We start from the raw sequence: 25,957 nt of genomic DNA on the forward strand, positions 1-25,957 counted from the left end.
GGAGAGTCCCGGGCGCCGCGTGGTGACCGATTCGGCGAGGCCCGAATCACAGGTGATCCGGTCGGACCTTCAGGTCACGTGGTCGACCTGCAGGTCCGGCCGGTCAGGCGGATCGCTTGACGTGCGCTGCCCACAGCACCGCACCGAGGGAAAACACCGCCTGCAGCCCGATCACCGCCGGCCCTGCCGATCCGGAGACCACCGCCCACGCGAGCGGAAGCGTGCCGAGTACCGCCAGGTCCAGCCCTTTCATCTGGTGCAGCACGAGCCCCGTCGGCAGCGCACCCGCCGGAGTGGCGATCATCGGGACGTCCCACGGCACCGGCCCGCGGTAAGCGGTCCGGACGGCAGCGGCCCCGAGCGCGACGGTGGCGAGCGCCCCCGTGACGAGCCACTGCCCGCCGCCGACCGCGAGGGCGGCCGCCAGCAGCACCACCGCGGCGGCCAGGACCGGCCACACCGTGCGCACCGCACGGGTGGTCCGGGCGCCCAGCGGCACCAGGGAGTCCAGACGCGGGTTCTCTCCCGCCGACCGCGGGCCGACCGCGCCGGCGATCGCCCCCGCGTACCCCGCTCCGACGAGCACCGCCCAGAGTCCTATCCCTCCGGCCAGCACGGGCACCTGCACGACGAACGCCCCGGTCGCGGCGAGGGCTACCAGCCCGGCGAGCGCCGAGGGGGACCGCGCGAGCAGCGTGGCGTCAGCGGCGAGCAGGGCGCCTGCGGGGCCACGGGCCGTGCCGGGCAGCCACGGCAGGACGCGTAACGCGGTCGGCCCTCCGCCGAGCGCGCGGCTCATGCCGCCGCTGTCGAGCGAGAGCAGGGCGACCGACGCCTGCATCGCCGCAGACGCGCGGGCGCGCAGCTCTCCGGCGCGGAGCCGCTCGAGGCGGGTGGCCCAGAGGGCGAGCGCGGCGCCGCCCAGCACCGTGAGCAGGACCGGGAGGGGCCACGGCGCGGCCCAGGCGGTCCACTCGGGTGCCCAGAGAGCCAGGGCGAGCCCGGCCAGCGGGACGGCGGCGAGCAGGATGTTGAGCACCCGCCCCGGCAGCGGGCCCGACGCCGCCCCGGTCACCTGCAGCACGCCGGTGCCCGCGACGACGAGGAGGCCGAGCGTGGCGCCGAGTCCGGCGTCGGCGAGGATCCCGGGGACGCTGACGCCCACGAACGCGGCGGGCACGCCGCCCACGACCAGTCCCGCGCCGACGCCGATCAGCACCGACCGCACCACCGACGGCGAGGCCAGGCCGGTCCGGTCGGCCGGGGTGGGTACCCACCAGCGCACCCCGGCGGCCGGCAGGCCGGCCGGGCCCAGCCGGAGTGCGAGCACGGTTCCCGCGAGGGTCGCCAACCCGAGGACCAGCGCCTGGACGAGGCCGGGGCCGAGCCCGAACCGGGTGGCGTCGGACTCCAGCAGCTCCCGCAGGGGTGCGCCGAACCCCCACAGGTACAGCGCGACGATCGCGAGCGAGATCACCACCTCGCCGACGTCCATCGCCACCCGGCCTGCCTGGGCGGGCAGGTTGTGGGCGCGCACCCGCGCGGTCAGCCGGCGTAGCTCGGCGCCGGTGAGGCGCTCCTCCTCGTCCCCGACGACCCGCGGTAGCACGGGTTCGACGGCGGTGTCGGCCGTCCCGCCGGTCATCGGAAGCCCGCCAGCACGCCCGGTGCCTCGTCCGCAGGCAGCAGCACGGCGCCGTCGTCGGACAGGTACAGCGCGCTCGCGCCCGTGTCCGCGAGGAGCCGGTCGTCGTGGGTGGCGAACAGGACGGCGGTGCCGGCGTCCGCCTCGGCCCGCAGCATGCCGGAGAGCCGGCCCCGCATGGCGGTGTCCAGGCGCTGCTCGGGCTCGTCGAGCACGAGCAGGTCCCGTGGCCGCACCAGGGCGCTCGCCAGGAGAAAGCGGCGGCGCTGCCCGGACGACAGGGTGTGCGGCATGGCGCCGCCGTGCCCGGTGATGCCCACGTGGTCGAGCACCTGGTCGGTGACCGCTCCGGCGTCGGGCACGCCGTGCCCGCGCGCGGTGAGCACGAGATGCTCGCGGACGGTCACGCCGGGGAAGAACGCGTCGTCGTCCAGCACACCCGCGACGCGGGCGCGGAAGTGCCGCTCCCGCTCGTCCACGGCACGGCCGAACGCTCGGACCGTCCCGGACAGCGGGTCCTGCAGGCCGAGCACCGTGCGCAGCAGGGTGGACTTGCCGGTGCCGTTGGTGCCGATCACGGCGACGACGTCCCCGGGTGCCAGCGTGAGCGATACCGGCGGACAGACGGCGTTGCCGCCGTACCCGACCGACAGGTCGGACAGTTCAAGGAGCGTCATGCCCACCTCAACGCACGAACGGGGTCTCGTTCTCCCGGGTAGGTGCGAGTTGTGTCCGCCGGACCACATCCGCATCTCGACCACGATCGGAGCTTCCGATGACTCGACAGTGGTTCGTCGGAGCATCGCGTGGTGCCGACAGCGGCTTCCGGCTTCACGAGGGACATTCCTCCTCCGGCATCTCAGGACCGCACATGCCCATGTCCCACGCGGCCTGCAGGACGAACTTCTCGCCCTCCGGCGTCTCGTAGTGGAAACGGAGGTCGCGCACCATCACTCCACCGCCGTCCGTGGTCAGCGTGACGTAGAGCTCGTCGACCGGATCCGTCCGATGGCCGAACCGGGCACACGGGATCGTCGCCTCGTATCCCACGATCCCCTCGCGAGCTTCCAGGAGGCCGACCTCCCCCCACGAGTCCGGAGAATGCGGGTCCAAGGGCGTGCCGATAATCGCCGGAGAAGGCGCGAACGCCCCGCCGTCGAAGGTGACCACGTACGCCTCGACCGACGTCGGCTCGAGCCCGGGGTCCGCCGCCCACGTCACGTCGGTGATCGTCAGCGGCCCTTCACCCGTCGTGACGCATGGCGTGTACTGCCCGAACGACGCGGTCCACGGCTGACCCGGACGGACTCCGTCCGGGATGTCCAGGTTGCTGCCGCCGCCCCCGGCCAGCACGCGCAGCGGATGCTTCCGGTCGTCGCCGTGCACGACCGGCTCGCTCGGCCCGCAGCCGGCGACCGCGACGGCCACGACGCCGATCACCGCCGCCACGCCCGCCGCGCCATGTCTCTTGCGGGGAATCGCTCTCGGCCCCGTCACCGCACGCCTCGTCACCCGTCCGGGCCGCTCAGGCCCGCAGGATCTTCCGGGCGCGCGCCACGTCGTCGTTCATCTGGGCGATGAGCGGCTCCATGCCGTCGAACCGCAGCGTGGGCCGCAGGTGCGCCACGAACTCGAGCGCCACCGTCTGGTCGTACAGGTCGAGGTCGGTGCGGTCGAGCACGTACGCCTCGACGCGGCGTTCGACGCCGTCGAACGTGGGGTTGGTGCCGACGGAGATCGCGGCGGGCAGGATCTCCTCCTGCCCCATCCCCGTGCCGGACACGGCGGCCCGGTCACCCTCCGGCCCGGCGAGGCTCGCGCAGGTGGCGGCCGTGCCGCGGCGCAGCCAGCCGGCGTAGACGCCGTCGGCGGGGACGAGCCCGGTGATGTCACCGAGGTTGGCGGTCGGGAAGCCCATCTCCCGGCCGCGGGCGTCGCCGTGCACCACCGTGCCGCGCACCAGGTGCGGCCGGCCCAGCACGTCGGCGGCCTGGTCGACGTCGCCCTCCGCGAGCAGCGCACGCACCGCCGTCGACGACCAGCGCTGATGTCCGTCGCCCTCGGGCTGCGCGAAGTCGCCGACGTCGTCGATGGCGACCACCTCGAAGCCGTGCTGGCCGCCGAGCTCGACCATCGTGGCCAGCGTGCCGGCGTTCTGCTTGCCGAAGCGCACGTCGTGTCCCACCACCACCGTGCGGGCACCGAGGCCGTCCACCAGGTACCGGGAGACGAACTCCTCGGGCGTCTGGGCGGCGAAGTCCAGCGTGTAGTTCACGAGCAACGTCGCGTCCAGGCCAGTGCGCTCCATGAGCGCCAGGCGGTCCTCCAGGCCGGTGATCAGCTCCGGGGCCGACTCAGGCCGGTGCACGGCCGACGGGTGCGGCTCGAACGTCACCGCGACAGCGCTGGCCGCGTCGCTCCGGGCGAGCCGAAGGATGCGGTCGAGCACCGCCTGATGGCCGCGGTGGACGCCGTCGAAGTTGCCGATCGTCACTACTGATGGCCCGAATCCCGGGGGAACCTGTTCCAGGTCCGTCCACAGCTGCACGCGGGTTGCTCCTCATGAATCGGGTGGCGCTGGCGCGGGAGCCGCGCACGCCGCGACCCGCACCGATCGCCAAAAGCCTACGGCGTGTTTCGGAGGTCGTGTGCCCGCGTGGTCACGACGGACCGCCGACCACCGGTGGGGCGGTCGGTATGGGGGCCGCACCAGGGCTTGCTGCCCCGTACTCGCGCCCGGCTCAGCCGGCCGGCGCGAGCACCAGGACGGGCTTGGCGAGGTCCTCTCCCCGCCGTCGGGTGTCCTCGAGCAGCGCCACCAGCGTGCCCGACGGCGACAGCGCCGCCACCACCTCGGGCCGCCCCGACGGCTCCACCCACTGGCCGTAACCGAGCGCGCGCACCTCCACCTCGTCGAGCTCACGCACCGGGAAGGTGCCCCGGGCGGCCTCGGCCATCGGCAGGGTGGCCAGCGTGCCGTCGGCGTCAGCCTGCGCCTCCAGCTGCTCGAGCGTGCGGGCACCGGCCAGGTCATAACCGCCCACCCGGGTGCGGCGGAGCATCGTCAGGTGCCCGCCGGTTCCGAGGGCGGCACCCAGGTCGCGGGCCAGGGCGCGCACGTACGTCCCGGAGGAGACGGTGACGCGTACGTCGACGTCGACCGCCGGCACGTCCCGGGTCGGGTGATCACCCGGTTCGGCGAGCGTGGGCGCGACTCCCGGTTCCGCGTCGGGATGCCCGCCGGCAGGGTCCTCGACGTAGGTGCCGGCCGGGTCGACGTCGGGCACGGCGGCAGTGGCCGTCCGCACGTCCAGGACGTCGAACCGGGACACGGTGACGGGCCGCGCCTGTAGCGCGACCTCCTCCCCCGCCCGGACCCGCGCGTAGGCACGCTTGCCGTCCACCTTGATCGCGGACACCGACGTCGGCACCTGCAGGATGTCCCCCGTGAGGTCGGCGACGGCGGCGTCCAGCGCAGCCCGGTCGACCTGCTCGACGGTGCCGGGGCCGGCCACGGACATGACGTCGCCCTCGGCGTCGTCAGTGGTGGTGGTGATGCCCAGCCGGATCGTGGCGTCGTAGTCCTTGTCGGCGCCCACCACGTACGTGAGCAGGCGGGTCGCCTTGCCGATACCCAGCACGAGGACGCCGGTCGCCATGGGGTCGAGCGTTCCGGCATGGCCGACCTTGCGCGTCCCGGCCAGGCGCCGCATGCGCCCGACGACGTCGTGGCTGGTCCAGCCCTGCGGCTTGTCGACGACGACGAACCCGTCGGCGGCGGTCGGCCGGCGCACGGGCGCCTGAGGGGTCGGGGAGATCATGAGGTCCAGTCTCTCGCGGTTCAGCCGGTGCGCTCGGCGTCCAGCTCCGTCTTGGTCAGGACAGCACGGACCTCGAGGCCGATGTCGGCAAGGGGTGTGCTGCCCGCAGCACTCCGGTCGATCGCGCAGACCACGGTGTCCACGACGGCCCCGGCGGCACGCAGGGCACGCGTCGCGTCCCGGACGGCGCCGCCGGTCGTGATCACGTCCTCGATCAGTACCACCCTGCGGCCCTCGACGGGCGGACCCTCGGCGAGCTTCGACGTGCCGTACGCCTTGGCCTGCTTGCGCACGAACAGCGCGCCGGTGCCGGTCAGCCCGCTGAGCACCGTCACGATCGGCACGCCGCCGAGCTCGAGCCCGCCCAGCAGGTCGGCGCGCTCCGGTACGAGGGGCACCATCTGGCGCGCGACCCGGGCGAGCAACGCCGGATCGGTCTCGAAGAGGTACTTGTCGAAGTACTCCGACGCCGCCTGCCCTGACCGGAGCGTGAACGTCCCGGTCAGGCGGCAGGCGGCGTCGATGTCACGCGCGAGCGTGCGGTCGGAGGAGGTCATTCGACCTCGTCGTCGTCCTCGCGCGGCTTCTTGTAGGGGTCCTCGTCACCCGCGTACCGGGCACCGGCACGCAACGCCTCCAGCTCGGCGTCGCGCTTACGAGCCTCGATCAGGGCGGCGTCGAGGTTGGCGGCGGTGTCCGGGACGGAGTCCAGGTGGAACTCGAGCGTGGGCGTCAGCCGGATACCGGTCTGCTTGCCCACCTCCGAGCGGATCAGGCCGGTAGCGCTCTTCAGCGCCGCGGCCGTACCCTCCCGGTCCTCGTCCGAGCCGTAGACGGTGTAGAACACCGAGGCGTTCTGCAGGTCACCGGTCACCCGGACGTCCGTGACCGTCATGAAACCGAGCCGCGGATCCTTGATCCGTGTATCGATCATCTCCGCGACGATCACCTTGATGCGGTCGGCGAGCTTACGAGCCCGCGGATTGTCGACCATGAATAGTCCTTTCAGCGTGAGTGCGGGGCGTTCGCCCCGTCCGGACGAGCCGGCCGGGCGAACACCCCGCACTCAATGAGCCATCAGCGTCAGGCGCGCGGCTTCTCGCGCATCTCGAAGGTCTCGATGGTGTCGCCCTCGTTGACGTCGTTGAACGACCCGAGACCGATACCGCACTCGAAGCCCTCGCGGACCTCGGTGACGTCGTCCTTCTCACGACGCAGCGACTCGATGGTGAGGTTGTCGCCCACGACCGTGCCGTTGCGCAGCACACGCGCCTTGGAGTTGCGGCGGATGCTGCCCGAGCGGACCACGGAACCGGCGATGTTGCCGAACTTCGAGGAACGGAAGACCTGGCGGATCTCCGCGGTCCCGAGCTGGACCTCCTCGTACTCCGGCTTGAGCATGCCCTTGAGGGCCGCCTCGACGTCCTCGATCGCCTGGTAGATGACCGAGTAGAACTTGACGTCGACGCCTTCGCGCTCCGCCAGCTCCTCGACGCGCTCGCCGTACTTCACGTTGAAGCCGATGATCACGGCGCTGTCGACGGTCGCGAGGTTGACGTCGTTCTGCGTGATCGCACCCACACCACGGTGGATGACGCGCAGCTCGACCTCCTCGCCCACATCGATCTTGAGCAGCGCGTCCTCCAGTGCCTCGACGGCACCGGACACGTCGCCCTTGAGGATGAGGTTGAGGCTCTCGACCTTGCCCTTCTTGAGCTCGACGTCGAAGTCCTCGAGGCTGATCCGCTTGCGACGCTTGGCCAGCGTCGCCGCGCGCTCGGCCGCCTGGCGCTTCTCGGCGATCTGGCGAGCGGTCCGGTCGTCGGGCGCCACGAGGAACGTGTCGCCGGCGCCCGGGACGCTGGTCAGACCCAGCACCTGGACGGGGCGGGCCGGGGTGGCCGCCTCGACCGCGTTGCCGTGCTCGTCGAACATCGCACGGACCCGGCCGTAGGCCGTGCCCGCGACGATCGCGTCACCGACGTGCAGCGTGCCGGCCTGGACCAGCACCGTCGCCACCGGGCCGCGACCCTTGTCGAGGTTCGCCTCGATGGCCACACCGCGTGCGTCCTTGGTCGGGTTCGCCCGCAGGTCGAGCGACGCGTCCGCGGTCAGCAGGACGGCGTCGATCAGGCTGTCGATACCGATGCCCGGCTTCGCCGCGACGTCGACGAACATGGTGTCGCCGCCGTACTCCTCGGCCACCAGGTTGTACTCGGTGAGCTGCTGACGCACCTTCGCCGGGTTCGCACCCTCGACGTCGATCTTGTTGACCGCGACCACGATCGGCACACCTGCTGCCTGCGCGTGGTTCACCGCCTCGACCGTCTGCGGCATCACGCCGTCGTCGGCCGCGACCACGAGGATCGCGATGTCGGTGACCTGTGCACCACGGGCACGCATGGCGGTGAACGCCTCGTGGCCCGGGGTGTCGATGAACGTGATGGCACGGTCGGTGCCCTCGTGCTCGTGCGTGATCTGGTACGCACCGATGTGCTGCGTGATCCCGCCGTGCTCGCCCGCCACGACGTCCGACTTGCGGATCGCGTCGAGCAGCTTGGTCTTACCGTGGTCGACGTGACCCATGACGGTCACGACCGGCGGACGGACGGCGAGGTCCTCGTCGGACTCGTCGGCCTCCTCGGCCTGCAGGTCGATGTCGAAGGCCCCGAGCAGCTCGCGGTCCTCCTCCTCGGCCGAGACCATCTCGATCTGGTAGCCGAGCTCGGTGGCCAGCGTGCCGAACGTGTCCTCGTCGAGCGACTGCGTGGCCGTGGCCATCTCGCCCAGGTGGAACAGCACGGTCACGAGCGCCGCGGGATTCGCGTCGATCTTGTCCGCGAAGTCGTTCAGCGACGCACCGTGGCGCAGCCGGACGACGGTGGTGCCGTTGCCGCGAGGGACCTGCACGCCACCGAGTGACGGGGCCTGCATCGCCTCGAACTCCTGGCGCTTCGCGCGCCTCGACTTACGCCCGCGGACCGGCTTGCCACCGGCGCGCCCGAAGGCACCCTGTGTCGCACCGCGACCACCGGCACCGCGACGCGGGCCACCGAAGCCGCCACCGCCACCGGGACGACCCGGTGCGCCTGCGCCGGCAGCGCCGCCACCGGCTCCGCCGGGACGGCCACCGCCGCCACCAGGGCGGCCACGACCGCCACCCGGAGCCGGGCGGTCGCCCGGACGCGGCATGGAGGTCTTGCCCGGCATCATGCCGGGGTTCGGGCGCGGACCGCCGCCACCGGTACCACCGGGACGAGGTGCCGAAGGACGGGGACCACCCGGACGGGGACCGCCGGAGCGCTCACCGCTGGGAGCCTCGGTGCGCTCGGGGCGCTGCCCCGGACGCGGCATGCCCTGGCTGGGCGCGAACGGGTTGTTGCCCGGACGCGGGTTGCCGCCGGCCGCAGGACGGTCGTTACCGCCGCTGCTCCCGGGGCCCGCTGCACCCGGGCGACCGCGGCCGCCACCGGGACGGGGCATGCCCTGGCTGGTCGCGAACGGGTTGTTGCCCGGACGCGGGTTGCCGCCACCGGGACGGCCACCACGGCCGCCGTCACGGCCGCCGTCGCGACCCGGACGCGCGCTCGAGGGCGCGGCAGCCGGCTTCGGCGCACCGGGCTTGGGCGCAGCTGCGGGCTTCGGCGCACCAGGCTTGGGACCCGCCGCGGGCCGGGCGGACGCCGCGGGCGCCGCCTGGGTCTCGTTGGCTGCCGGAGCCGGGGCGGGTGCCGCCGGCGCGGGGCTCGGAGCCGGAGTCGGGTTGGGAGCCGGGGCGGGCGCCGGGGTCGGCGTGGCCTCGGCCTGGGGCTTGCTCGGTGCCGGAGCGGGAGCCGGAGTCGGGGTCGACTCGGCAGGCTTCTGTGCCGCGGGCTTCGCGGCGGCCGGCTTGGGTGAGCTCGCAGCAGGCTTGGCGGTCTCGCCCTTGTCGGACGGGCCGCCACTGCCACCGGCGGGGAACTTGTCGCGCATGCGCCGCACGACGGGCGGCTCGAGCGTCGAAGACGCCGAGCGAACGTATTCGCCTGCCGACTTCAGCTCGCCAAGCAGGGTCTTGCTTTCCACTCCGAGCTCTTTTGCGAGCTCGTAGACGCGGACTTTAGCCACAACTCTCCTGTCTCGGTCCATCCCAAGACAGGGAGGACCACCGTTAGTACTGAGTACTCATCGCTGGGGGCTCATCGGGTGCCCATCGGCGTCTGACCCGCTTCCTTGTCGACGAATCGCATAATTCGGCCCGACGCACGGTTGCGTCCGGTCGGAACAGTCCTGCGGTTGCTGCACTCACTGGCCGAGGTGTGCTCGTACCTCACCGAGGTCGAGAGGCCCGTCCACACGCAGTGCGCGTGGTACGGCCCTGCGACGCTCAGCGAGCTCCAGGCACCGCGGCTCCGGATGAACCCAGGCACCGCGACCCGGCAGGCAGGCCCGGACGTCGACCACGATGTGCCGCGAACCTGCCACGGCGTCACCATGCATCGAGTCGTCCAGCACCAGACGCAGGAGTGCAGACCGCTGGTCACGCCCCCGGCATCCGACACATGTGCGTACCGGACCCTTGACGGGCGGAACGGGGTATGTCGAAGGACGGGTATGTGGCCCAGACTCGGACAGTCTACCGTGCCGACCCACCGGGCGTTACCGGCCGCCCGGCGCGTCGGCAGCCGCGCCACCTGCGTCGGCGTCGGCGGCCTCGTCAGAACGGATGTCGATGCGCCAGCCCGTCAGCTTCGCGGCGAGACGGGCGTTCTGCCCCTCCTTGCCGATCGCGAGGGACAGCTGGTAGTCCGGCACGACGGCACGCGCGGCGCGCGCATCGGCGTCGACCACTGTGACCGACGACACACGGGCGGGCGACAGAGCGCTCGCCACGAAGGCCGCCGGATCGTCGCTGTGGTCGACGATGTCGATCTTCTCACCGTGCAGCTCGGCCATCACCGCACGGACCCGGGCACCCATCGGGCCGATGCAGGCGCCCTTGGCGTTGAGCCCGGCCACCCGCGTACGGACGGCCATCTTGGTGCGGTGGCCCGCCTCGCGGGCGATGGCGGTGATCTCCACCGAGCCGTCGGCGATCTCCGGGACCTCGAGCTCGAAGAGCTTCCGCACGAGGTTCGGGTGCGTGCGGCTCAACGTGATCTGGGGGCCCTTCATTCCGCGGCTGACCTCGACCACGTAGGCGCGCAGGCGCTCGCCGTGCACGTACTCCTCGGTCGGCACCTGCTCGTGCGGCGGCAGGATCGCCTCGGTGCCGCCCACGTCCACCAGCACCATGCGCGGGTCGCGGCCCTGCTGGATGACACCGGCCAGGACCTCGCCCTCCTTGCCGCGGAAGGTGCCCAGCACCTGGTCGTCCTCCGCGTCCCGCAGCCGCTGCACGATCACCTGGCGGGCCGTCGCGGTGGCGATGCGGCCGAAGTCCTGCGGGGTGTCGTCGAACTCGGGCCCGTACTCCACGGTGGGGCGCGCGTCGGGGTCCTCCGGGTCGACCGGCACGGGCAGCTCCTCACGGGCCCAGACCGTCACGTGGCCCGAGGCGCGGTCCACCTCGACGCGGGCGCGGTTGTACGCGTCCGGGGTCCGGTGGTAGGCCGAGAGGAGCGCCTGCTCGATGGCCGCGACGAGGATGTCCAGGCTGAGGTCCCTCTCGCGCTCCAGCATCCGCAGGGTCGTCATGTCGATGTCCATGTCAGCCTTCCTCGTTGCGGCCGGGGTGACCCTCGGTCGCGTTGTCCGAACCTGCACCGTCCGAGTCGTCGTCGGTGTCTTCACCTGCACTCTCGCCCAGTTCCGATGCCTCGGCATCCTGGACCTCGTCGAGCTTCTTGAGCTCGACCTCCACCTTGCCGCGGCGCACGTCACCCAGCGGGATCCGGCGGTCGCCGTCGAGCACGAGCACGTCACCGCCGTCCGTGAGCACGTCCGTCAACCGGCCCTCGACGCGGCTGCCGTCCATCATCTTCAGCGTGACCAGCCGGGTCCGGGCACGCTTGAAGTGCCGCAGCTCGGTCAGCGGCCGGGAGGTCCCCGGCGTCGAGATCTCGAGCGTGTAGGCGCCGGCGACGACGTCGTCGGCGTCGAGCGCCGCGGAGATCGCGCGGGACGCGTCTCCGAGCGAGTCGGAGTCCAGGCTGCCCAGGGCGTCCTCCGGCAGGTCGATGGTGATCCGCACCACCGACTTACTGCCCGCCTGGGAGACGCTTACCGCCTCGAGGTCCAGCCCTGCGGCCTCGATCACCGGGGCTACCACCTTGCGGACCGCATCCGCCTGCTGTGTCATCGACTGCCTCCCGTCGGCTCCCCCACGTGCGCGGGGGCACGGTTCGAGCCGGAACGGTTCGACCGATGTGCTGTTGTTGTCTGCGTCAAGCGTAACGAAGCGCCAGGCCTCGGCACTTCGCGTAGAACGTGATGTCCGTGACCCGACCGCAATCGGTCCGGTCACGAATCGGCTTCTGGAACATGGCATCATCGGCCTCGATGAACCCCAACGGCCCGAGGGCCCGCACCCGAAGCCGGTCAGTCCTGACCGCGCTGGCCCTGACCTGCGCGATCATTCTCTCAGGTTGCGGCGTGCGGCTCGAGACGCCGCCACCCACCGAGCCGGTGCCCGACGCGGCGGAGGTGGTACGCCGCACCGCCGTCGCCGACGCGCTGCTCGTCGCCGACCAGGCCGACGCCGCCGCGGCGGCCGAGGGCGTCCGGCCCGACGTCGCCGCCGAGCTGACGACGATCGCCGAGGCCACGACCCTGCAGGCGGAGCAGCTCGGAGGCGAGTACGACTCCGGCCTGGGCGACATCGTCGCCGAACGGTCCGGGGCCTCCCCCTCGGCGACCACCCCCGAGCAGACGCCGCAGGCGGTCCTCACCTCCCTGCGCGACGCCGCCACGCGGACCCGTGCCGCAGCCGACCAGGCGCAGGTCGGGCCCCTCGGTCGGCTGCTCGGCTCGATCTCCGCCGCGCAGACCCGGTACGCCCGGGACCTCGCCCGGGTGACGGGTGCGCGCGGGCCCGTGCTCCCCCCGACCCAGATCCCCGAGCCCACCGAGTCCAGCGCCGAGCCGAGCGAGGCCGAGAAGGTGCCGGCGGCTCCGGCGTCCGCCGCGGAAGGACCGCCCGCCGTCCCCACCGGCCTGTCGGCCGAGGAGCTCAGCGCCCTCGTCCTGGCCGAGGACACTGCCGCCTACGCGCTCGAGGTACGTGCGGCGCAGGCCGACGGCGAGGTCCGCACCCGGGCCTACGACCGAGCCCGCCTGCACCGTGCGCGGGCCCAGGCCTGGGCCGTCGTGGCCGGCATCGAGGAGACCGACCAGGACCCGCGCAGGGTCGCCTACGCGGTACCCGGACCGGGCACGGCGACGCCGGACCTGGCCCGCGAGCTCGAGGGCGACCTCGCGCAGAACTACGCGACGCTGGTCGGGGTGGCGGAACCGGGAACCCGCGCCGTCCTGGTCGCGCTCCTGACCGACGCCACTCTGGCCGGCGCCCAGTGGGGCGCCCCGGCAGTTCCGTTCCCGGGCCTGCCGGAGCGCGCCTGACCGACGTCGGTCGCCTGACCGACCTCGGGGGTCAGGCGAGGAGGGCCGCCACCCGGTCGGCGACCGCTGCCGCGACGCCGGCCACGGGGAGCTGCTCCGCCTCGCCGGCCCGCGGCCGGACCTCGACCACGCCGTCAGCCAGGCCCTTGCCGACCACGACCACGAGCGGTGCGCCGAGCAGCTCGGCGTCCTTGAACTTCACGCCGGGCGACGTCTTGCCGGCCCGGTCGTCGTAGAGCACCTCGACGCCACGGGCGGCGAGGTCGGCCGCGATCGACTCGGCGGCCTCGAAGACCTCGGCGCCCTTGCCCGCCGCGACCAGGTGCACGTGCACCGGGGCCACGTGTGCGGGCCACGCCAGGCCGCGCTCGTCGTGGTTGGCCTCCGCGAGCGCCGCGAGCGCGCGCGTGACGCCGACACCGTAGGAGCCCATGGTGACGACCGCCTGCTTGCCGTTCTCGTCGAGCACGACCAGGCCCAGCGCCTCGGCGTACTTGCGGCCGAGCTGGAAGATGTGGCCCATCTCGATGCCGCGGGCGAGCTCCAGGGGGCCGGAGCCGTCGGGAGCAGGGTCGCCGGCGCGCACCTCGGCGGCCTCGATCGTGCCGTCCGCGGTGAAGTCACGACCGGCCACCAGGTCGAACACGTGCTTGCCGGGCTCGTTGGCGCCGGTGATCCACCGGGTGCCGGGCACCACGCGGGGGTCCAGCAGGTAGCGGATCGCGGGAACCTTCTCGCCGTCCGGACCCTCGACCTGCTCGCCCTGGGGGCCGAGCGCCTGCGGGCCGATGTAGCCCTTGACCAGCTGGGGAAACTTCTTGAAGTCCTCCTCGGTCGCGGCCTCGGGCTCGGCGGGGTTGACCGCGGCCTCGATGCGCTTGAGGTCGACCTCGCGGTCACCGGGCAGGCCGACCACCACGAGCTCGCGGGTGCCGTCGGGCTGGACCAGGGCGAGCACGACGTTCTTCAGGGTGTCGGCGGCGGTCCAGGGCCGGTCGGGACGCGGGAACTTCTCGTTCGCGAGCGCGACCAGGGTGGCGATGGTCGGGGTGTCGGGCGTGTCCTCGACGTGCGCCGCAGGGGCGTCGTCGTAGGGGATCGCCTCGGGGACGGGCGTGACCACTGCCTCGACGTTGGCGGCGTAGCCGCCGGGCGAGCGCACGTAGGTGTCCTCACCGATCGCGGAGGGGCTCAGGAACTCCTCGGAGCGCGAGCCACCCATGGCGCCCGACATCGCGGAGACGATCACGTACTCCAGGCCGAGGCGCTGGAAGATCTTCTCGTACGCCTCGCGGTGCTTCTGGTAGCTGACCTCCAGGCCCTCGTCCTTGACGTCGAACGAGTACGAGTCCTTCATGATGAACTCGCGCCCGCGGATCAGGCCCGCGCGGGGGCGGGCCTCGTCGCGGTACTTGGTCTGGATCTGGAACAGCGTGACGGGCAGGTCCTTGTACGAGGAGTACAGGTCCTTGACCAGGAGCGCGAACATCTCCTCGTGCGTCGGCGCGAGGAGGTAGTCACCGCCCTTGCGGTCCTTGAGGCGGAACAGGCCAGCGCCGTACTCCTCCCAGCGGCCGGTGGCCTCGTAGGGCTCCCGCGGCAGCAGCGCCGGGAAGTGCACCTCCTGGCCGCCGATGGCGACCATCTCCTCGCGGACGATCGCCTCGATCTTGGCCAGCACACGCAGACCGAGCGGCAGCCACGAGTAGATGCCCGGGGCGGCGCGGCGGATGTACCCGGCCCGCACGAGGAGCTTGTGGCTGGCGACCTCGGCCTCGGCCGGGTCCTCGCGCAGGGTACGGACGAAGAGGGACGACATGCGGAGCACGTCGCCCTGGATGAGGCGTGCGGAAGACATGGGGCACAGCCTATCCGCGTGCGCCGCTGCGGCTCGCCGGAAATTCGGCACCGGGACCGGAGGTTTCGAACGGGGGCGATGGGCCGGAGGCCTCGAGGTGGGGCCATGTGCCGGGAGCCTGGACGTGGGCCATGTGCCCGAGGCCTTGCCGAGGGTCGGGAAGTCTCGGAGGATTGGCGCATGCCGGAGCTGCCCGAGGTCGCCGCACTCGCCGACTTCCTGCGCACGCGGGCGTCCGGGCACACGGTCGCCGGCGTGGAGGTCGGCTCGATCGCCGCGCTCAAGACGTTCGACCCGCCGACCGACGCGCTGACCGGGGGCGTGGTGACGGGCGTCGCGCGGCACGGCAAGTGGCTGGACGTCGTGGTCTCCCCCGCCCCTACCACCCCTGTGCCCGACGGCGCCCCGCTCCACCTGGTCTTCCACCTCTCGCGGGGTGGGTGGGTGCGCTGGTCGGACGCGCTGTCCACCAAGCCGGTACGACCGTCCCTCGGCGGTTCGGGCCGGGGTGCGGTCCTCGCGCTGCGCGTGCGGCTCGACGACGGTTCCGGGTTCGACCTGACCGAGGCGGGGACCCGCAAGCGCCTGGCGGTGCACGTGGTCCGCGACCCCGCGGAGATCGAGATGATCGCGTCCCTGGGCGTGGAACCCCTCGCCCCTGAGTTCACCACCGAGGTTCTGGCCGACCTGCTCTCGACGAAGAACCAGCAGGTCAAGGGGCTGCTCCGCGACCAGCGCGCCATCGCGGGCATCGGCAACGCCTACAGCGACGAGATTCTGCACGCGGGCCGGTTCAGCCCCTACAAGCTGACCCGGTCGTTCAGCCCGGAGGAGACGGCGCGGCTGCACGCCGCGATCGGTGACGTGCTCGCGGAGGCGATCACGGCGGCGTCGGGCAAGCCGGCCAAGGAGCTCAAGGACGCCAAGCGTGCCGGGATGCGCGTGCACGGGCGCGCCGGTCTGCCGTGCCCGGGGTGGGACGGGACGCCGTGCGGTGACGTCGTGCACGAGGTGTCGTTCGCCGACCGCAGCATGCAGTACTGCCCCACGTGCCAGACGGGCGGCAAGCCGCTCGCGGACCGCCGGATGTCCAAGCTGCTCCGCTGAACGCGCACTCTCGACCCCACGCCCCGCCACCTCACCCCCTTCGAGGTCTAAGTTTCTCCGTCTTGAATCGTTTCATAACGGAGAAACCTAGACCCCGAAGAGGACAGGCGAGGCGGGCAGCGGGAGCGGGCAGCGGGCAGCGGGCAGGCAGCTAGCCAGCTAGCCAGCTAGCCAGTCAGCAGCTCAGAAGAGGACCGTCGCGAACGTGCCCACCTGCTCGAAGCCCACCCGGCGGTAGGCGGCCACCGCCCGCTCGTTGTAGGCGTTCACGTACAGCGACACCACCGGGGCGATGGATGCGCGCGTCGCCGCGACGACCGCCGCCATACCCGACTCGGACCAGCCACGGCCGCGGAACGCCGGCTCGACCCAGACGCCCTGGACCTGGGCGACGCCGCCGGCCACCGCGCCGAGCTCGGCCTTGAACGCCACGGCGGGCTGCCCACCGCCGTCGGGCACCACGCGGACGAACGAGCGGCCCTCGGTGATCAGCGCCCGCACCCGCTCCGCGTAGGCGGACCCGCCCGTCGCGACCGGTGAGTAGCCGACCTCCTCGGTGAACATCCGCACGCACGCGGGCAGCACGAGGCCGAGCTCGGCGGGCACCGAGCGGCGGACGGTGGGCTCGGGAGCCAGCGCGGGCGCCGTCCCGATGGCCATGGAGGGCTGGTCGGCGCGCACGTCGCGGGCCGGGGGCCAGTGCGGCGACAGGTGCTCCCAGAGCGCCAGCGCCGCCCACTGCTCCCCCACGATCGACGACGACCGCCGTCCGTGCACGCGCGCCACCTCGGCGAAGGCGGCGACCGCCTGGGCGCGCCGCTCCGGATCGGTGAGCGGGATCACCGGCACCAGGTTCGCACCGGCCCAGCACACGGCCTCGAGCGGTCCGACGTCGGGAAAACCCCAGGCCTGGCCCGCGGCGGCACCGAACCCCGCGCGCGCCGCGATCTCCAGCCGGGCCGTGGCGAGCACCGACGAGACCGGGTCGACGGCGCAGACCGCGAGAGCCTGCGCCAGGTCCGCACGGGTCAGCGCACGCGCGACGTCCGGCCGGTCACGACGCGGCAGAATGTCGCGTTCGCCCGGTTGCGCTTGCCCGTCGGGGCGCGCCCCGGCGGGAACCGGGGTGCGCCAGCGAGCCATGCTCTGCTCCGTTCGAACTCAGATTCTCAGCCGACCGAGACGACCGGCGGACCGGCCTGCACATCATTCTCCGGCGAAGGCATCTCATCCGCGATCCGCATCGCCTCTTCGATGAGCGTCTCGACGATCATCGCCTCCGGGACGGTCTTGATGACCTCGCCCCGGACGAAGATCTGGCCCTTGCCGTTGCCGGAGGCCACACCCAGGTCGGCCTCGCGGGCCTCACCCGGGCCGTTCACCACGCAGCCCATGACGGCGACGCGCAGCGGGACGGTCATACCCTCGAGGCCGGCGGTGACCTTCTCGGCGAGCGTGTACACGTCCACCTGGGCGCGACCGCACGACGGGCAGGACACGATCTCGAGCTTGCGGGGGCGCAGGTTGAGCGACTGCAGGATCTGGTTGCCGACCTTGACCTCCTCGACCGGCGGGGCCGAGAGGGAGACGCGGATCGTGTCGCCGATGCCCTTGCTGAGCAACGCGCCGAACGCGGTGGCCGACTTGATGGTGCCCTGGAACGCCGGGCCCGCCTCGGTGACGCCGAGGTGCAGGGGCCAGTCGCCGCGCTCGGAGAGCAGCTCGTAGGCGCGGACCATGATCACCGGGTCGTTGTGCTTGACCGAGATCTTGAAGTCGTGGAAGTCGTGCTCCTCGAAGAGGCTCGCCTCCCAGACCGCGGACTCCACCAGGGCCTCGGGCGTCGCCTTGCCGTACTTGGCCAGCAGACGCTTGTCGAGCGAGCCCGCGTTGACGCCGATGCGGAGCGAGACCCCGGCATCCTTGGCGGCGCGCGCGATCTCCCCCACCTGGTCGTCGAACTTACGGATGTTGCCCGGGTTCACGCGGACGGCGGCACAGCCGGCGTCGATGGCCTGGAAGACGTACTTCGGCTGGAAGTGGATGTCCGCGATCACCGGGATCTGCGACTTCTTCGCGATGATCGGCAGCGCCTCGGCGTCGTCGGAGGTCGGGACGGCGACACGCACGATGTCACAGCCTGCCGTCGTCAGCTCCGCGATCTGCTGGAGGGTCGCGTTGATGTCGGTGGTGGGCGTGGTGGTCATGGACTGCACGCTCACGGGTGCGTCACCACCCACCTCCACCTTGCCGACCTTGATCTTTCGAGTCTTGCGGCGGGGGGCGAGTACCGGCGGGGGTGCTGCCGGCATGCCGAGGCTGATTGCGCTCACGAGATCAGTATCCCTGCTTGAGAAGGTGCGAAACGTACATCGTGTCTGGCATCACGTGATCCGCACCGGATCCACCAGGTCCGCCACGATGAGGACGCCGCCCACCCCGAGCAGGATGAGGAAGACCACATAGGCCACCGGCGTCATGCGCGCGACGTCGGCCGGGCCGGGCAGGACCGCAGCCCCGCGCACCCGGGCCAGCGTGCGCTTGCCGCCCTCGTAGAGGGCGTTGACCAGGTGCCCGCCGTCGAGCGGCAGGAACGGGATCATGTTGAAGACGAACAGTGCGATGTTGAGGCTCGCCAGCAGGCTCAGGTAGATCATCACCCGGTCGAGGATCGCCTCGTCGAGCGCCATGATCTCGCCGCTGATCCGCGCGACGCCGACCACCGACTGCACGGAGTCCTGCGCGCGCTCCTCGGCGGTGAAGGCCTGGGTCGCGGCGTCGGCCACTCGGACGGGCAGCGTGGCGACCATGGTCGCCGTCTGCCAGGTCTGGTCGCCCACCGCGGGCAGGACGCTGGACAACGGCTGGGGCTCGCGCACCTGGAGCGGCGAGAAGCCCACGAAGCCGCCGGGCCTGACGACGGGCTCGCCGTCGTCCCCGACGACCGCGGCGCCCTGCTCGTCCACGACGGGCCGGTCGGCCCTGGCCGGGGTCACCTGGAGGGTGACCCGCTCGCCGTCGCGCAGCACCGCGACCTCCGACGTGCGCCCGGCGGACTCGTTGATGAGACCGACCAGCTGCTGCCAGCTGTGCACCTCGGCGCCGCCGAACGCGACGATCTCGTCACCGGGCTCCAGACCGGCTGCGGCGGCGGGCGCGGCGGGCTGCCCCTCGCAGTCGTCGCCCGACGCGGTGGACGTGACGGACGCGGGCACGCACTCGGAGAGCTGGGCGACAGTCGTGGAGACGGTCATCGTGCCGTAGCCCACCAGGACCACGCCGATCAGGACGGTGGCGATCACAAGGTTCATGAACGGCCCGCCGAACATCACGATCAGCTTCTTGGGCGTGGAGAGGTTGTAGAACGCCCGGTGCTCCTCGCCGGGACGTACCTCGGCGACGGACGCGTCACGGGCGTCGGCGACGAGCTCGTTCCAGAACCCGGTGCCGCGCCGCGTGCCGGCCGGGGCCGGCGGCATCATGCCGATGAGCCGGACGAACCCGCCCAGCGGGATCGCCTTGATGCCGTACTCCGTCTCGCCCTTGGTCCGCGACCAGAGGGTGGGCCCGAACCCCACGAAGTACTGACTCACCCGCACGCCGAACTTCTTGGCCGGGATCATGTGCCCCAGCTCGTGCAGCCCGACGGAGACGATGACGCCCAGGAGGAGGACGAGCACACCAACGATGTGCGGAACGATGCTCACGGACCGAGACTACGGCACCTCTTGACACCGTCGAAAGGCAGCGCACGTCTCCCCCGGGACAGCCACCTGACATTCACTTCCTTTCGAATCCATGGTGTTTCGTTGAAACATCGGTTACTGATCATTAACCTGACGGCATGTCGGTTTCGTCCATCCCTGAGTCCCGGGAACTACACGGGCACGGCCCCGCGTCCCTCACCGAGAGCCTCACGTCGATGTTCCAGACGGAGGCCTGGCCGGCCGCGGACGGCGACTCACGGGTCGCCCGGCAGCTCCGTGAGATCGGTGTCGACGTCAGCGCGATCTGGGCCGCATCGCGCTGGAACATGGGCGAGGACGGCGAGGCGCCGAACCGCCGCCACCCGCTGCCGGGCGACCCGCGCGGCCCGCAGACCGCCGCGGCGCTGAGCGCGGTCGTCGCGCAACCCCGGGCGGCCGCCCTGCTCGGCGTCTACCTGTGGTCACAGGCGAGCGATGCCCTGCAGTACACCTTCCGGCACGGCCGGATCATCGTCCCGCTCCGCGCCTTCGTCGAGACCTGGGCGGCACGCCGGGACAGCGCGCCCGACGACGTCTGCCGGGCCGAGGGCGACGCCGTCGCGGTGCTGCTGCGCACCCTGATCACCCAGATGCACACCTCGGCCGCCCGCAGTGCGGGCAGCCTCGCACGGGTGGCCGACGCCGCGGCGCAGGCCGGCGAGCGGTGCGAGGACCTGCTCCGGGCGGCCCGCGCCATCCCGGACCCGTCGTCCCCGTTCCGCCGCGCGCTGGTGCCGCAGGCCGTCACGCGCATCAGGTACTTCCGCGCGCTGTCGGAGGCCGCCGGGGCGGCCGACGACGCGATGGCCGGCCGCCCGGCCCGGCTCGGCCCGGCGCTCGACGGGCTGCGGGCCGCCGAGACCGACCGGCACCTCAACTACATCCTGGCCAGCGAGCTGCGCTCCTACCGGATGCACCTGACGGAGCTGCACCGCAACCTCGGCTCCACCTGGCTCACGCTCGACCGGCTGCGGACCGTGTACATCTACCCGTTCGGCCTGCGGGACGTCAGCCCCATCGCGGCGGTGACGGCCATCCGGAACCTCGCCGACCGCGACGAACGGCCCCAGCTGCTCGGCGTGCAGGCGTTCGCCGTGCGGGGCCGCCTCAAGATGGACGATGTCTGGGCGAGCGTCGACCGCGCGGCCCGGCCATACGGCGGGGTGTCCCTGTCGATGCCGAACGTGCGCCTGGAGCAGCCTGACGGGTCGTTCATCGCCGAGCTCTCCTGCGACGTGCGGTTCACCGAGTTCGGCAACCACTACGTGCGGTTCCGCTACTCCGCGCGCGAGCAGTCGCCGCAGCAGGTCCGGGACGCCCGGTTCCGCCTGTCCAACCTGCACGCCGACATCCGGGTGCGGTGGATCGGGCCGGACGGCGCGCCCGTCGACGTCGACCACGGCGACAGCCCGCCGCCCGAGCGGCTGTTCGATCTCGCCGACCTGCTGCAGCGCGCGACCACCGACCTGGTCCGCGAGGGCACCGAGATCGCCCAGGGGCGCGCGCACGTGGTCACCACGGTCTACGAGGCGAGCCACGGACACGGGCCGGCCGCGCCCCGGGCGGAGCGCACGCCGGTCAACATGGGTGACGAGCTGCTCGCCGCGTTCGGCTCGCAGGTGCTGCTCCAGCCGGTCTCCTACGGCACCGCCACGCTCTGCGACTGGACGCTGCGCCAGCGCAACCCGGTGCTGCTGGAGGGCGTGCGCCACCTGGGCGACGTCGTGGCGGTGGCCACCAACTCCACGACCGTCGCCCTGGTCGGCACCGCGCACTTCAAGATCTCCCAGTACGGCTCGCTCGCCGAGTTCGTCGCCAGCCTCAACGGGCTGTTCAGCGCCTGGAACGCCACGCTCGCGGACCACCTGCGGATCGTCGCGGCGATGCTCGCCGACCACGACGTCAACAACGGTGCCGACCTCGCCGAACGCAAGGAACGCCTCACGCGGGAACAGCTGCGCCTGCACGAGTTCGCCTCCGAGGTCCGCACCACGCTGACGACCATCACCTCGCCCACGTTCCTCGCCTCCGCGCTGGAGTCCCGGATGCTGAACCAGCTGCTCCAGGCGGCGCACTTCGAGCAGCAGGCGGCGGTGGTCCTGGGGCGGCTGCGCGAGCTGCTCCAGGAGCCGATCGCCGCACGGCTGGCCGCCCTCGAACGCCTGCACGGCGACCGGGAGCGGGCCGCCGAGGCGAGGCGCGAGCGCGGGCGGCGTCGGCTGATGGACGGCACGTTGTCGGCGATCACCGTGTTCGCGGGCGTCTACGCGCTGATCGGCACCGTCCAGGTCGCCCTGGACGCCAAGATGATCGGCGGACCCGAGGCCGTCACGGCCACCGCCCTGGTCACGGTGGGAGCCCTGGTGACGGGCCTGGCGGTGTTCAACTGGACGCGGGGTCGGTGAGCAGCCGCTCGCTCAGCTCCCACAGCCGCTCGGCCGATCTCGGGTCGATCGAGTGCGAGACGACCTCGGCCGGGACCGAGTCCGCGGTGAGCGGCAGGTCCTCGTCGTTCACCCGCGAGACGTCGTTGTCGAGAAGATAGAGACCGCCGAGGCCGTCGAGCAGCGGGCTGGTGGCCCCGAACACGATGGTGGCGGCGCCCTGCCCCTCCGTCTTCTTGCCGCGCTCGGGGTCGATGATCGGCCGTCCGGCGTCGTCGATCAGGCCCTGAGCACGCTGCGACTCCACCCCGACCGAGCTGTTGAACGACGTCGTGGCGACGACGCCAGGGTGCGCGGCGAAGGCGCGGATGCCCTCGGGCGCCCACCGCCGGTCCAGCTCTACGGTGAAGAGCACGTTCGCCGCCTTGGACTGGGCGTACGCCAGACCCGGGTCGTAGGCGCCCGTGGTGAAGTTCGGGTCGTCCCACCGGATGTCGGAGAAGCGCTGGGCGCCGGACGTCGTGGTGACCACGCGGGCGCCGTCGGCCGCGCGCAGGGCGGGGTGCAGACCCAGCGTGAGCTGGAAGTGGCCCAGGTGGTTGGTCGCGAACTGTGGCTCGTACCCGCGGGCGTCCCGTACGACCTCGGCGCTCGGCAGGTAGCCCGCGTTGTTGATCAGGATGTGCAGCGGGCGGGCGGACTCGAGGTAGCGCGCCACGAAGGCGTCGACCGAGGCGGGGTCCATGAGGTCGAGCCGGCTCACCTCGACCCGCTCGATCCCGGCCACCGCGGCCGCGGCGCGGTCCGTGTCCCGGGAACCGACGGTGACCGAGGCACCGGCCTCGGACAGCGCACGGGTCGCGACCAGGCCGAGGCCGGAGTGGCCGCCGGTGACGACGACGTTCCTGCCGGTCAGGTCGATGCCCGCCAGGACGTCGTCGACCGTGGACGCGGCAGTGAAACCCGTCCCGATGGGGTGCTGCTGATGGGTCATGACGGTTCCTTCCGTGCGGGAACGTGCGGGAAACTGCGGGAGCGCGGAGGCTCAGGCGGCCGCGCGCTGCTCGGCGGGCCGACGGCGCAGGAGCGGCTGCTGGATGGCCGGCGGGTCGTAGGCCATGTCGAGGCGGCCGATGTCCGTCCCCGGCGGCACGATCGCGTCGATCCGGTCGAGGACCTCGTCCGTGAGCGCCACCTCGACGCCGGCGAGCGCGCTGTCGAGGTGCTCCATGGTGCGCGGGCCGATGATCGCGGAGGTGACTCCCGGGTGCGCGATGGCGAACGCCATCGCCAGGTGGTTCAGCGGGACGCCGGCGTCCCGGGCGACGGGGACCAGCTGCTCGACCACGTCGAGCCGCTGCTCGTCGCGCAGGTGCGCGAACCCGAACTGAGACCGGTGGGTGTCGTTGCCCTGGCCCTTGCGGTACCGGCCGGTGAGCAGCCCGCCCGCCAGCGGGCTCCAGACGAGGGTGCCCATGCCGTACTGCTGGGCGATCGGCAGGACGTCGCGCTCGATCCCGCGGTTCAGGATCGAGTACGGCGGCTGCTCGACCCGGAAGCGTTCGAGGCCGCGCCGCTCGGCGACCCACTGGGCCTGCACGATGTCGGCGGCGGGCATCGTCGACGAGCCGATCGCCCGCACCTTGCCGGAGTTGATGAGGTAGGTCAGCGCCGCGAGCGTGTCCTCGACGTCGGTCTCGGGGTCGGGTCGGTGGATCTGGTAGAGGTCGATGTAGTCGGTGCCCAGGCGGCGCAGGGAGTTCTCGACCTCGGCGATGATCCAGCGGCGGGAGTTGCCGCGGTGGTTCGGGTCGTCGCTCATGGGCAGGTGCACCTTGGTGGCGAGCACGACGTCGTCGCGCCGCCCCTTGAGGGCCTTGCCCACGATCTCCTCGGACTCGCCGTGCGAGTACGCGTCGGCGGTGTCGATGAAGTTGATCCCGGCGTCGAGGGCCTTGTGGATGATCTTGACCGACTCGTCGTGGTCGGCGTTCCCGACCGCTCCGAACATCATCGCGCCGAGCGCGTAGGGGCTGACCTTGATGCCGGTCCGGCCGAGGTTGCGGTACTGCATGGGGCCCTCCTGGGGTCGAGAGGTCTGGTGAGCGCCCCGGGGATGCCGTACTCTGGAACTAAGCGGAACGCTCTTCCAGAACTATATGGAAAGACGTTCCGGATAGCAAGGGATGGAGTGACGTGACCCAGAACACAGCGCCGCGGCCGCTGCGCGCCGACGCCCAGCGCAACATCGACTCGCTGCTCGACGCCGCCAAGAGCGTCTTCGCGACGTCCGGCGTGGACGCGCCCGCGAAGGAGATCGCCGACCTGGCCGGCGTCGGGGTCGGCACGCTGTACCGGCACTTCCCCAAGCGCTCGGACCTGGTCAAGGCCGTCTTCCAGCACGAGGTCGACGCCACCGCCGACGCCGCCCCCCTGCTCGCGGAGCAGCACGACCCCGTCATGGCGCTCGAGAAGTGGCTCCACCGGTACACGGAGTTCCTCGCGACGAAGCGCGGGCTCGCGTCAGCCCTCCACTCCGGCGACCCGGCGTTCGACGCGCTGCCGAGCTACTTCCTCGGCCGTCTGGGCCCGGCGCTCGGCTCCCTGCTCGACGCCGCTGTCGAGGCCGGCGAGATCCGCGCCGTCGCGAGCCCCAAGGACCTCCTGTACGCCGTGTCCAAGCTGAGCCTGCCCATGGGCGACGAGGAGCCGGAGCACGGGCGCCGCATGCTGGACCTGCTGGTCGACGGGCTTCAGCACGGGGCCTGACCCGTCTAAGGTGGGCCCACATGGCGCGGGGCGCCGGGCAGCAGCCCGGCTGAGAGGCACCCGTGGAACCTGATCTAGGTAGTTCTAGCGAAGGGAACGCCTCATGGGCTCGCTCCTGCCCGACACCGTCGCGCGCACCCGGCCTCCCGGGCACCCCACGGTCGCGCTGACGATCGCCGGATCCGACCCCTCCGGGGGCGCCGGGATCCAGGCGGACCTGAAGACCTTCTCGACGCTCGGCGGCTACGGCTGCGCGGTGCTCACCGGGCTCACCGCACAGTCCACGACCGGCGTGACCAGGGTCATGCCGGTGCCCGCCGACATGGTGACCGCCCAGCTCGAGACGTTGTTCGCCGACGTCGCGGTGGACGCCGTGAAGATCGGCATGACGACGGACGCCGCGATCGCCCGGGCGATCGCCGCCGTCCTGCGCGAGCTACGGTCGGCCGGCCGCGCCCCGTACGTGGTGCTCGACCCGGTGATGGTCTCGACGTCGGGCCACCGCCTCCTGGCGGCCGACGCCGAGGCGGTGCTGCGCGACGAGCTGCTGCCGCTCGCCGACCTCGTCACGCCGAACCTGCCCGAGGCCGCCGTCCTGCTCGGCGTCGAGCAGGCTGGGGACGACGCCGAGGCCGCCGACCAGGCCCGTGCGCTGCTGCAGCTCGGGACGCGGTTCGCCCTGGTCAAGGGCGGGCACCTCGACTCGGCGGAGTCGGTCGACCACCTCGCGGGTCCGGGGGGTCCGGGGGGTCCGGGGCCCGGCGAGGGCGCGGCGTGGGGTGCGGGACCGGACGGCGTCGTCGCTCTGACCGCCCCGCGGGTCCCCACGCGGAACACCCACGGCACGGGCTGCACGCTCAGCTCCGCGTGCGCCGTCCTTCGGCCGCTGCACGACGGGTGGGAGCCCGCGGTACGCGCCGCGAAGGACTACCTGACCGCGACGCTCCGGGCGGCCGACGACCTGGTCATCGGCGGCACCGGCACCGCGCCGGGCCCGTGGCACGGCCACGGCCCGGTCCACCACGGCTACGCGACCCGCACCTTCGGCTGATCACCGCGCCTCCCTTCGAGGTCTAAGTTTCTCCGCT

23 protein-coding genes and 1 riboswitch are annotated in these 25,957 nt (G+C 72.3%); of the genes, 5 read left to right on the forward strand and 18 right to left on the reverse strand.

The window, feature by feature from the left end:
* Positions 1-103: 103 nt before the first annotated feature.
* The 12 genes from LUU90_RS13160 to LUU90_RS13215 form a co-directional block, all read right to left on the reverse strand.
* Positions 104-1,645 carry a DUF6297 family protein gene (locus LUU90_RS13160; protein WP_275003883.1) on the reverse strand — a complete coding sequence of 514 codons (1,542 nt, stop codon included), beginning with the start codon at positions 1,643-1,645 and terminating at the stop codon, positions 104-106.
* Positions 1,642-2,322, reverse strand: coding sequence for an ABC transporter ATP-binding protein (locus LUU90_RS13165; protein ID WP_275003884.1), 681 nt, complete (start codon positions 2,320-2,322; stop codon positions 1,642-1,644). The genes LUU90_RS13160 and LUU90_RS13165 overlap by 4 nt, the downstream gene beginning before the upstream one ends.
* A gap of 154 nt (positions 2,323-2,476) precedes the next feature.
* Positions 2,477-3,142, reverse strand: a complete 666-nt coding sequence (locus tag LUU90_RS13170) for a hypothetical protein (protein ID WP_275003885.1) — start codon at positions 3,140-3,142, stop codon at positions 2,477-2,479.
* A 28-nt stretch (positions 3,143-3,170) separates the two neighbouring features.
* Positions 3,171-4,193 carry a bifunctional riboflavin kinase/FAD synthetase gene (locus LUU90_RS13175; protein ID WP_275003886.1) on the reverse strand — a complete coding sequence of 341 codons (1,023 nt, stop codon included), beginning with the start codon at positions 4,191-4,193 and terminating at the stop codon, positions 3,171-3,173.
* A 193-nt stretch (positions 4,194-4,386) separates the two neighbouring features.
* Positions 4,387-5,466 carry a tRNA pseudouridine(55) synthase TruB gene (gene truB, locus LUU90_RS13180; protein ID WP_275003887.1) on the reverse strand — a complete coding sequence of 360 codons (1,080 nt, stop codon included), beginning with the start codon at positions 5,464-5,466 and terminating at the stop codon, positions 4,387-4,389.
* Positions 5,467-5,486: 20 nt separating this feature from the next.
* Entirely contained in the window at positions 5,487-6,023 is a 537-nt protein-coding gene (gene pyrE, locus LUU90_RS13185) for an orotate phosphoribosyltransferase (RefSeq protein ID WP_275003888.1), read from the reverse strand.
* Positions 6,020-6,460, reverse strand: coding sequence for a 30S ribosome-binding factor RbfA (rbfA, locus tag LUU90_RS13190; protein WP_275003889.1), 441 nt, complete (start codon positions 6,458-6,460; stop codon positions 6,020-6,022). Before rbfA ends, pyrE begins: the two co-directional genes overlap by 4 nt.
* A gap of 89 nt (positions 6,461-6,549) precedes the next feature.
* On the reverse strand, positions 6,550-9,573 hold the full coding sequence (gene infB / locus LUU90_RS13195) for a translation initiation factor IF-2 (RefSeq protein WP_275003890.1): 3,024 nt from the start codon (positions 9,571-9,573) through the stop codon (positions 6,550-6,552).
* 177 nt (positions 9,574-9,750) lie between these two features.
* Entirely contained in the window at positions 9,751-10,098 is a 348-nt protein-coding gene (locus LUU90_RS13200; protein WP_342470205.1) for a YlxR family protein, read from the reverse strand.
* Between the two features lie 6 nt (positions 10,099-10,104).
* Positions 10,105-11,154, reverse strand: coding sequence for a transcription termination factor NusA (gene nusA / locus LUU90_RS13205; protein ID WP_275003891.1), 1,050 nt, complete (start codon positions 11,152-11,154; stop codon positions 10,105-10,107).
* Position 11,155: 1 nt separating this feature from the next.
* The gene (gene rimP / locus LUU90_RS13210; protein WP_275003892.1) at positions 11,156-11,746 is read right to left on the reverse strand and encodes a ribosome maturation factor RimP; all 591 of its coding nucleotides are present in this window, start codon (positions 11,744-11,746) and stop codon (positions 11,156-11,158) included.
* A gap of 85 nt (positions 11,747-11,831) precedes the next feature.
* Complete coding sequence (locus LUU90_RS13215) at positions 11,832-12,023, reverse strand: hypothetical protein (RefSeq protein ID WP_275003893.1); 192 nt, start codon at positions 12,021-12,023, stop codon at positions 11,832-11,834.
* Positions 12,024-12,039: 16 nt separating this feature from the next.
* Here LUU90_RS13215 and LUU90_RS13220 point away from each other — a divergent pair, with 16 nt between their 5' ends.
* Complete coding sequence (locus LUU90_RS13220; RefSeq protein ID WP_275003894.1) at positions 12,040-13,005, forward strand: DUF4439 domain-containing protein; 966 nt, start codon at positions 12,040-12,042, stop codon at positions 13,003-13,005.
* A 31-nt stretch (positions 13,006-13,036) separates the two neighbouring features.
* Here the strand turns inward: LUU90_RS13220 and LUU90_RS13225 are convergent, their stop codons facing one another.
* Positions 13,037-14,863, reverse strand: coding sequence for a proline--tRNA ligase (locus LUU90_RS13225; protein WP_275003895.1), 1,827 nt, complete (start codon positions 14,861-14,863; stop codon positions 13,037-13,039).
* A 180-nt stretch (positions 14,864-15,043) separates the two neighbouring features.
* Here LUU90_RS13225 and LUU90_RS13230 point away from each other — a divergent pair, with 180 nt between their 5' ends.
* Entirely contained in the window at positions 15,044-15,970 is a 927-nt protein-coding gene (locus LUU90_RS13230) for a DNA-formamidopyrimidine glycosylase family protein (protein WP_275003896.1), read from the forward strand.
* Positions 15,971-16,153: 183 nt separating this feature from the next.
* Here LUU90_RS13230 and LUU90_RS13235 read toward each other — a convergent pair whose 3' ends face one another.
* From LUU90_RS13235 to LUU90_RS13245, 3 genes are all read right to left on the reverse strand, one after another.
* On the reverse strand, positions 16,154-17,113 hold the full coding sequence (locus LUU90_RS13235; RefSeq protein WP_275003897.1) for a DUF4081 domain-containing GNAT family N-acetyltransferase: 960 nt from the start codon (positions 17,111-17,113) through the stop codon (positions 16,154-16,156).
* Positions 17,114-17,139: 26 nt separating this feature from the next.
* Positions 17,140-18,282, reverse strand: a complete 1,143-nt coding sequence (ispG, locus tag LUU90_RS13240) for a flavodoxin-dependent (E)-4-hydroxy-3-methylbut-2-enyl-diphosphate synthase (protein WP_275004045.1) — start codon at positions 18,280-18,282, stop codon at positions 17,140-17,142.
* 72 nt (positions 18,283-18,354) lie between these two features.
* Positions 18,355-19,677 (reverse strand): M50 family metallopeptidase, encoded by a 1,323-nt coding sequence (locus LUU90_RS13245; RefSeq protein WP_275003898.1) that lies wholly within the window; start codon positions 19,675-19,677, stop codon positions 18,355-18,357.
* A 215-nt stretch (positions 19,678-19,892) separates the two neighbouring features.
* On the opposite strand from LUU90_RS13245, the gene LUU90_RS13250 reads away from it, so the two are divergent.
* Complete coding sequence (locus LUU90_RS13250; RefSeq protein ID WP_275003899.1) at positions 19,893-22,121, forward strand: hypothetical protein; 2,229 nt, start codon at positions 19,893-19,895, stop codon at positions 22,119-22,121.
* Here LUU90_RS13250 and LUU90_RS13255 read toward each other — a convergent pair.
* Both LUU90_RS13255 and LUU90_RS13260 read right to left on the reverse strand, forming a co-directional pair.
* Positions 22,099-23,094: an SDR family NAD(P)-dependent oxidoreductase gene (locus LUU90_RS13255; protein ID WP_275003900.1), complete on the reverse strand. Its 996-nt coding sequence runs from the start codon at positions 23,092-23,094 to the stop codon at positions 22,099-22,101. The two genes, LUU90_RS13250 and LUU90_RS13255, sit on opposite strands and share 23 nt — an antisense overlap.
* Before the next feature lie 51 nt (positions 23,095-23,145).
* Positions 23,146-24,174 (reverse strand): aldo/keto reductase, encoded by a 1,029-nt coding sequence (locus LUU90_RS13260; protein ID WP_275003901.1) that lies wholly within the window; start codon positions 24,172-24,174, stop codon positions 23,146-23,148.
* A 122-nt stretch (positions 24,175-24,296) separates the two neighbouring features.
* Here LUU90_RS13260 and LUU90_RS13265 point away from each other — a divergent pair, with 122 nt between their 5' ends.
* Together LUU90_RS13265 and thiD are read left to right on the forward strand one after the other, a co-directional pair.
* Entirely contained in the window at positions 24,297-24,869 is a 573-nt protein-coding gene (locus tag LUU90_RS13265) for a TetR/AcrR family transcriptional regulator (RefSeq protein ID WP_275003902.1), read from the forward strand.
* A 16-nt stretch (positions 24,870-24,885) separates the two neighbouring features.
* A riboswitch (TPP riboswitch) is annotated at positions 24,886-24,983 on the forward strand.
* Positions 24,973-25,920, forward strand: a complete 948-nt coding sequence (thiD, locus tag LUU90_RS13270; protein WP_275003903.1) for a bifunctional hydroxymethylpyrimidine kinase/phosphomethylpyrimidine kinase — start codon at positions 24,973-24,975, stop codon at positions 25,918-25,920. (Overlaps the previous riboswitch by 11 nt.)
* Positions 25,921-25,957 lie beyond the last annotated feature (37 nt).

The organism is Promicromonospora iranensis (assembly GCF_028994775.1).
Taxonomy (GTDB): domain Bacteria; phylum Actinomycetota; class Actinomycetes; order Actinomycetales; family Cellulomonadaceae; genus Promicromonospora; species Promicromonospora iranensis_A.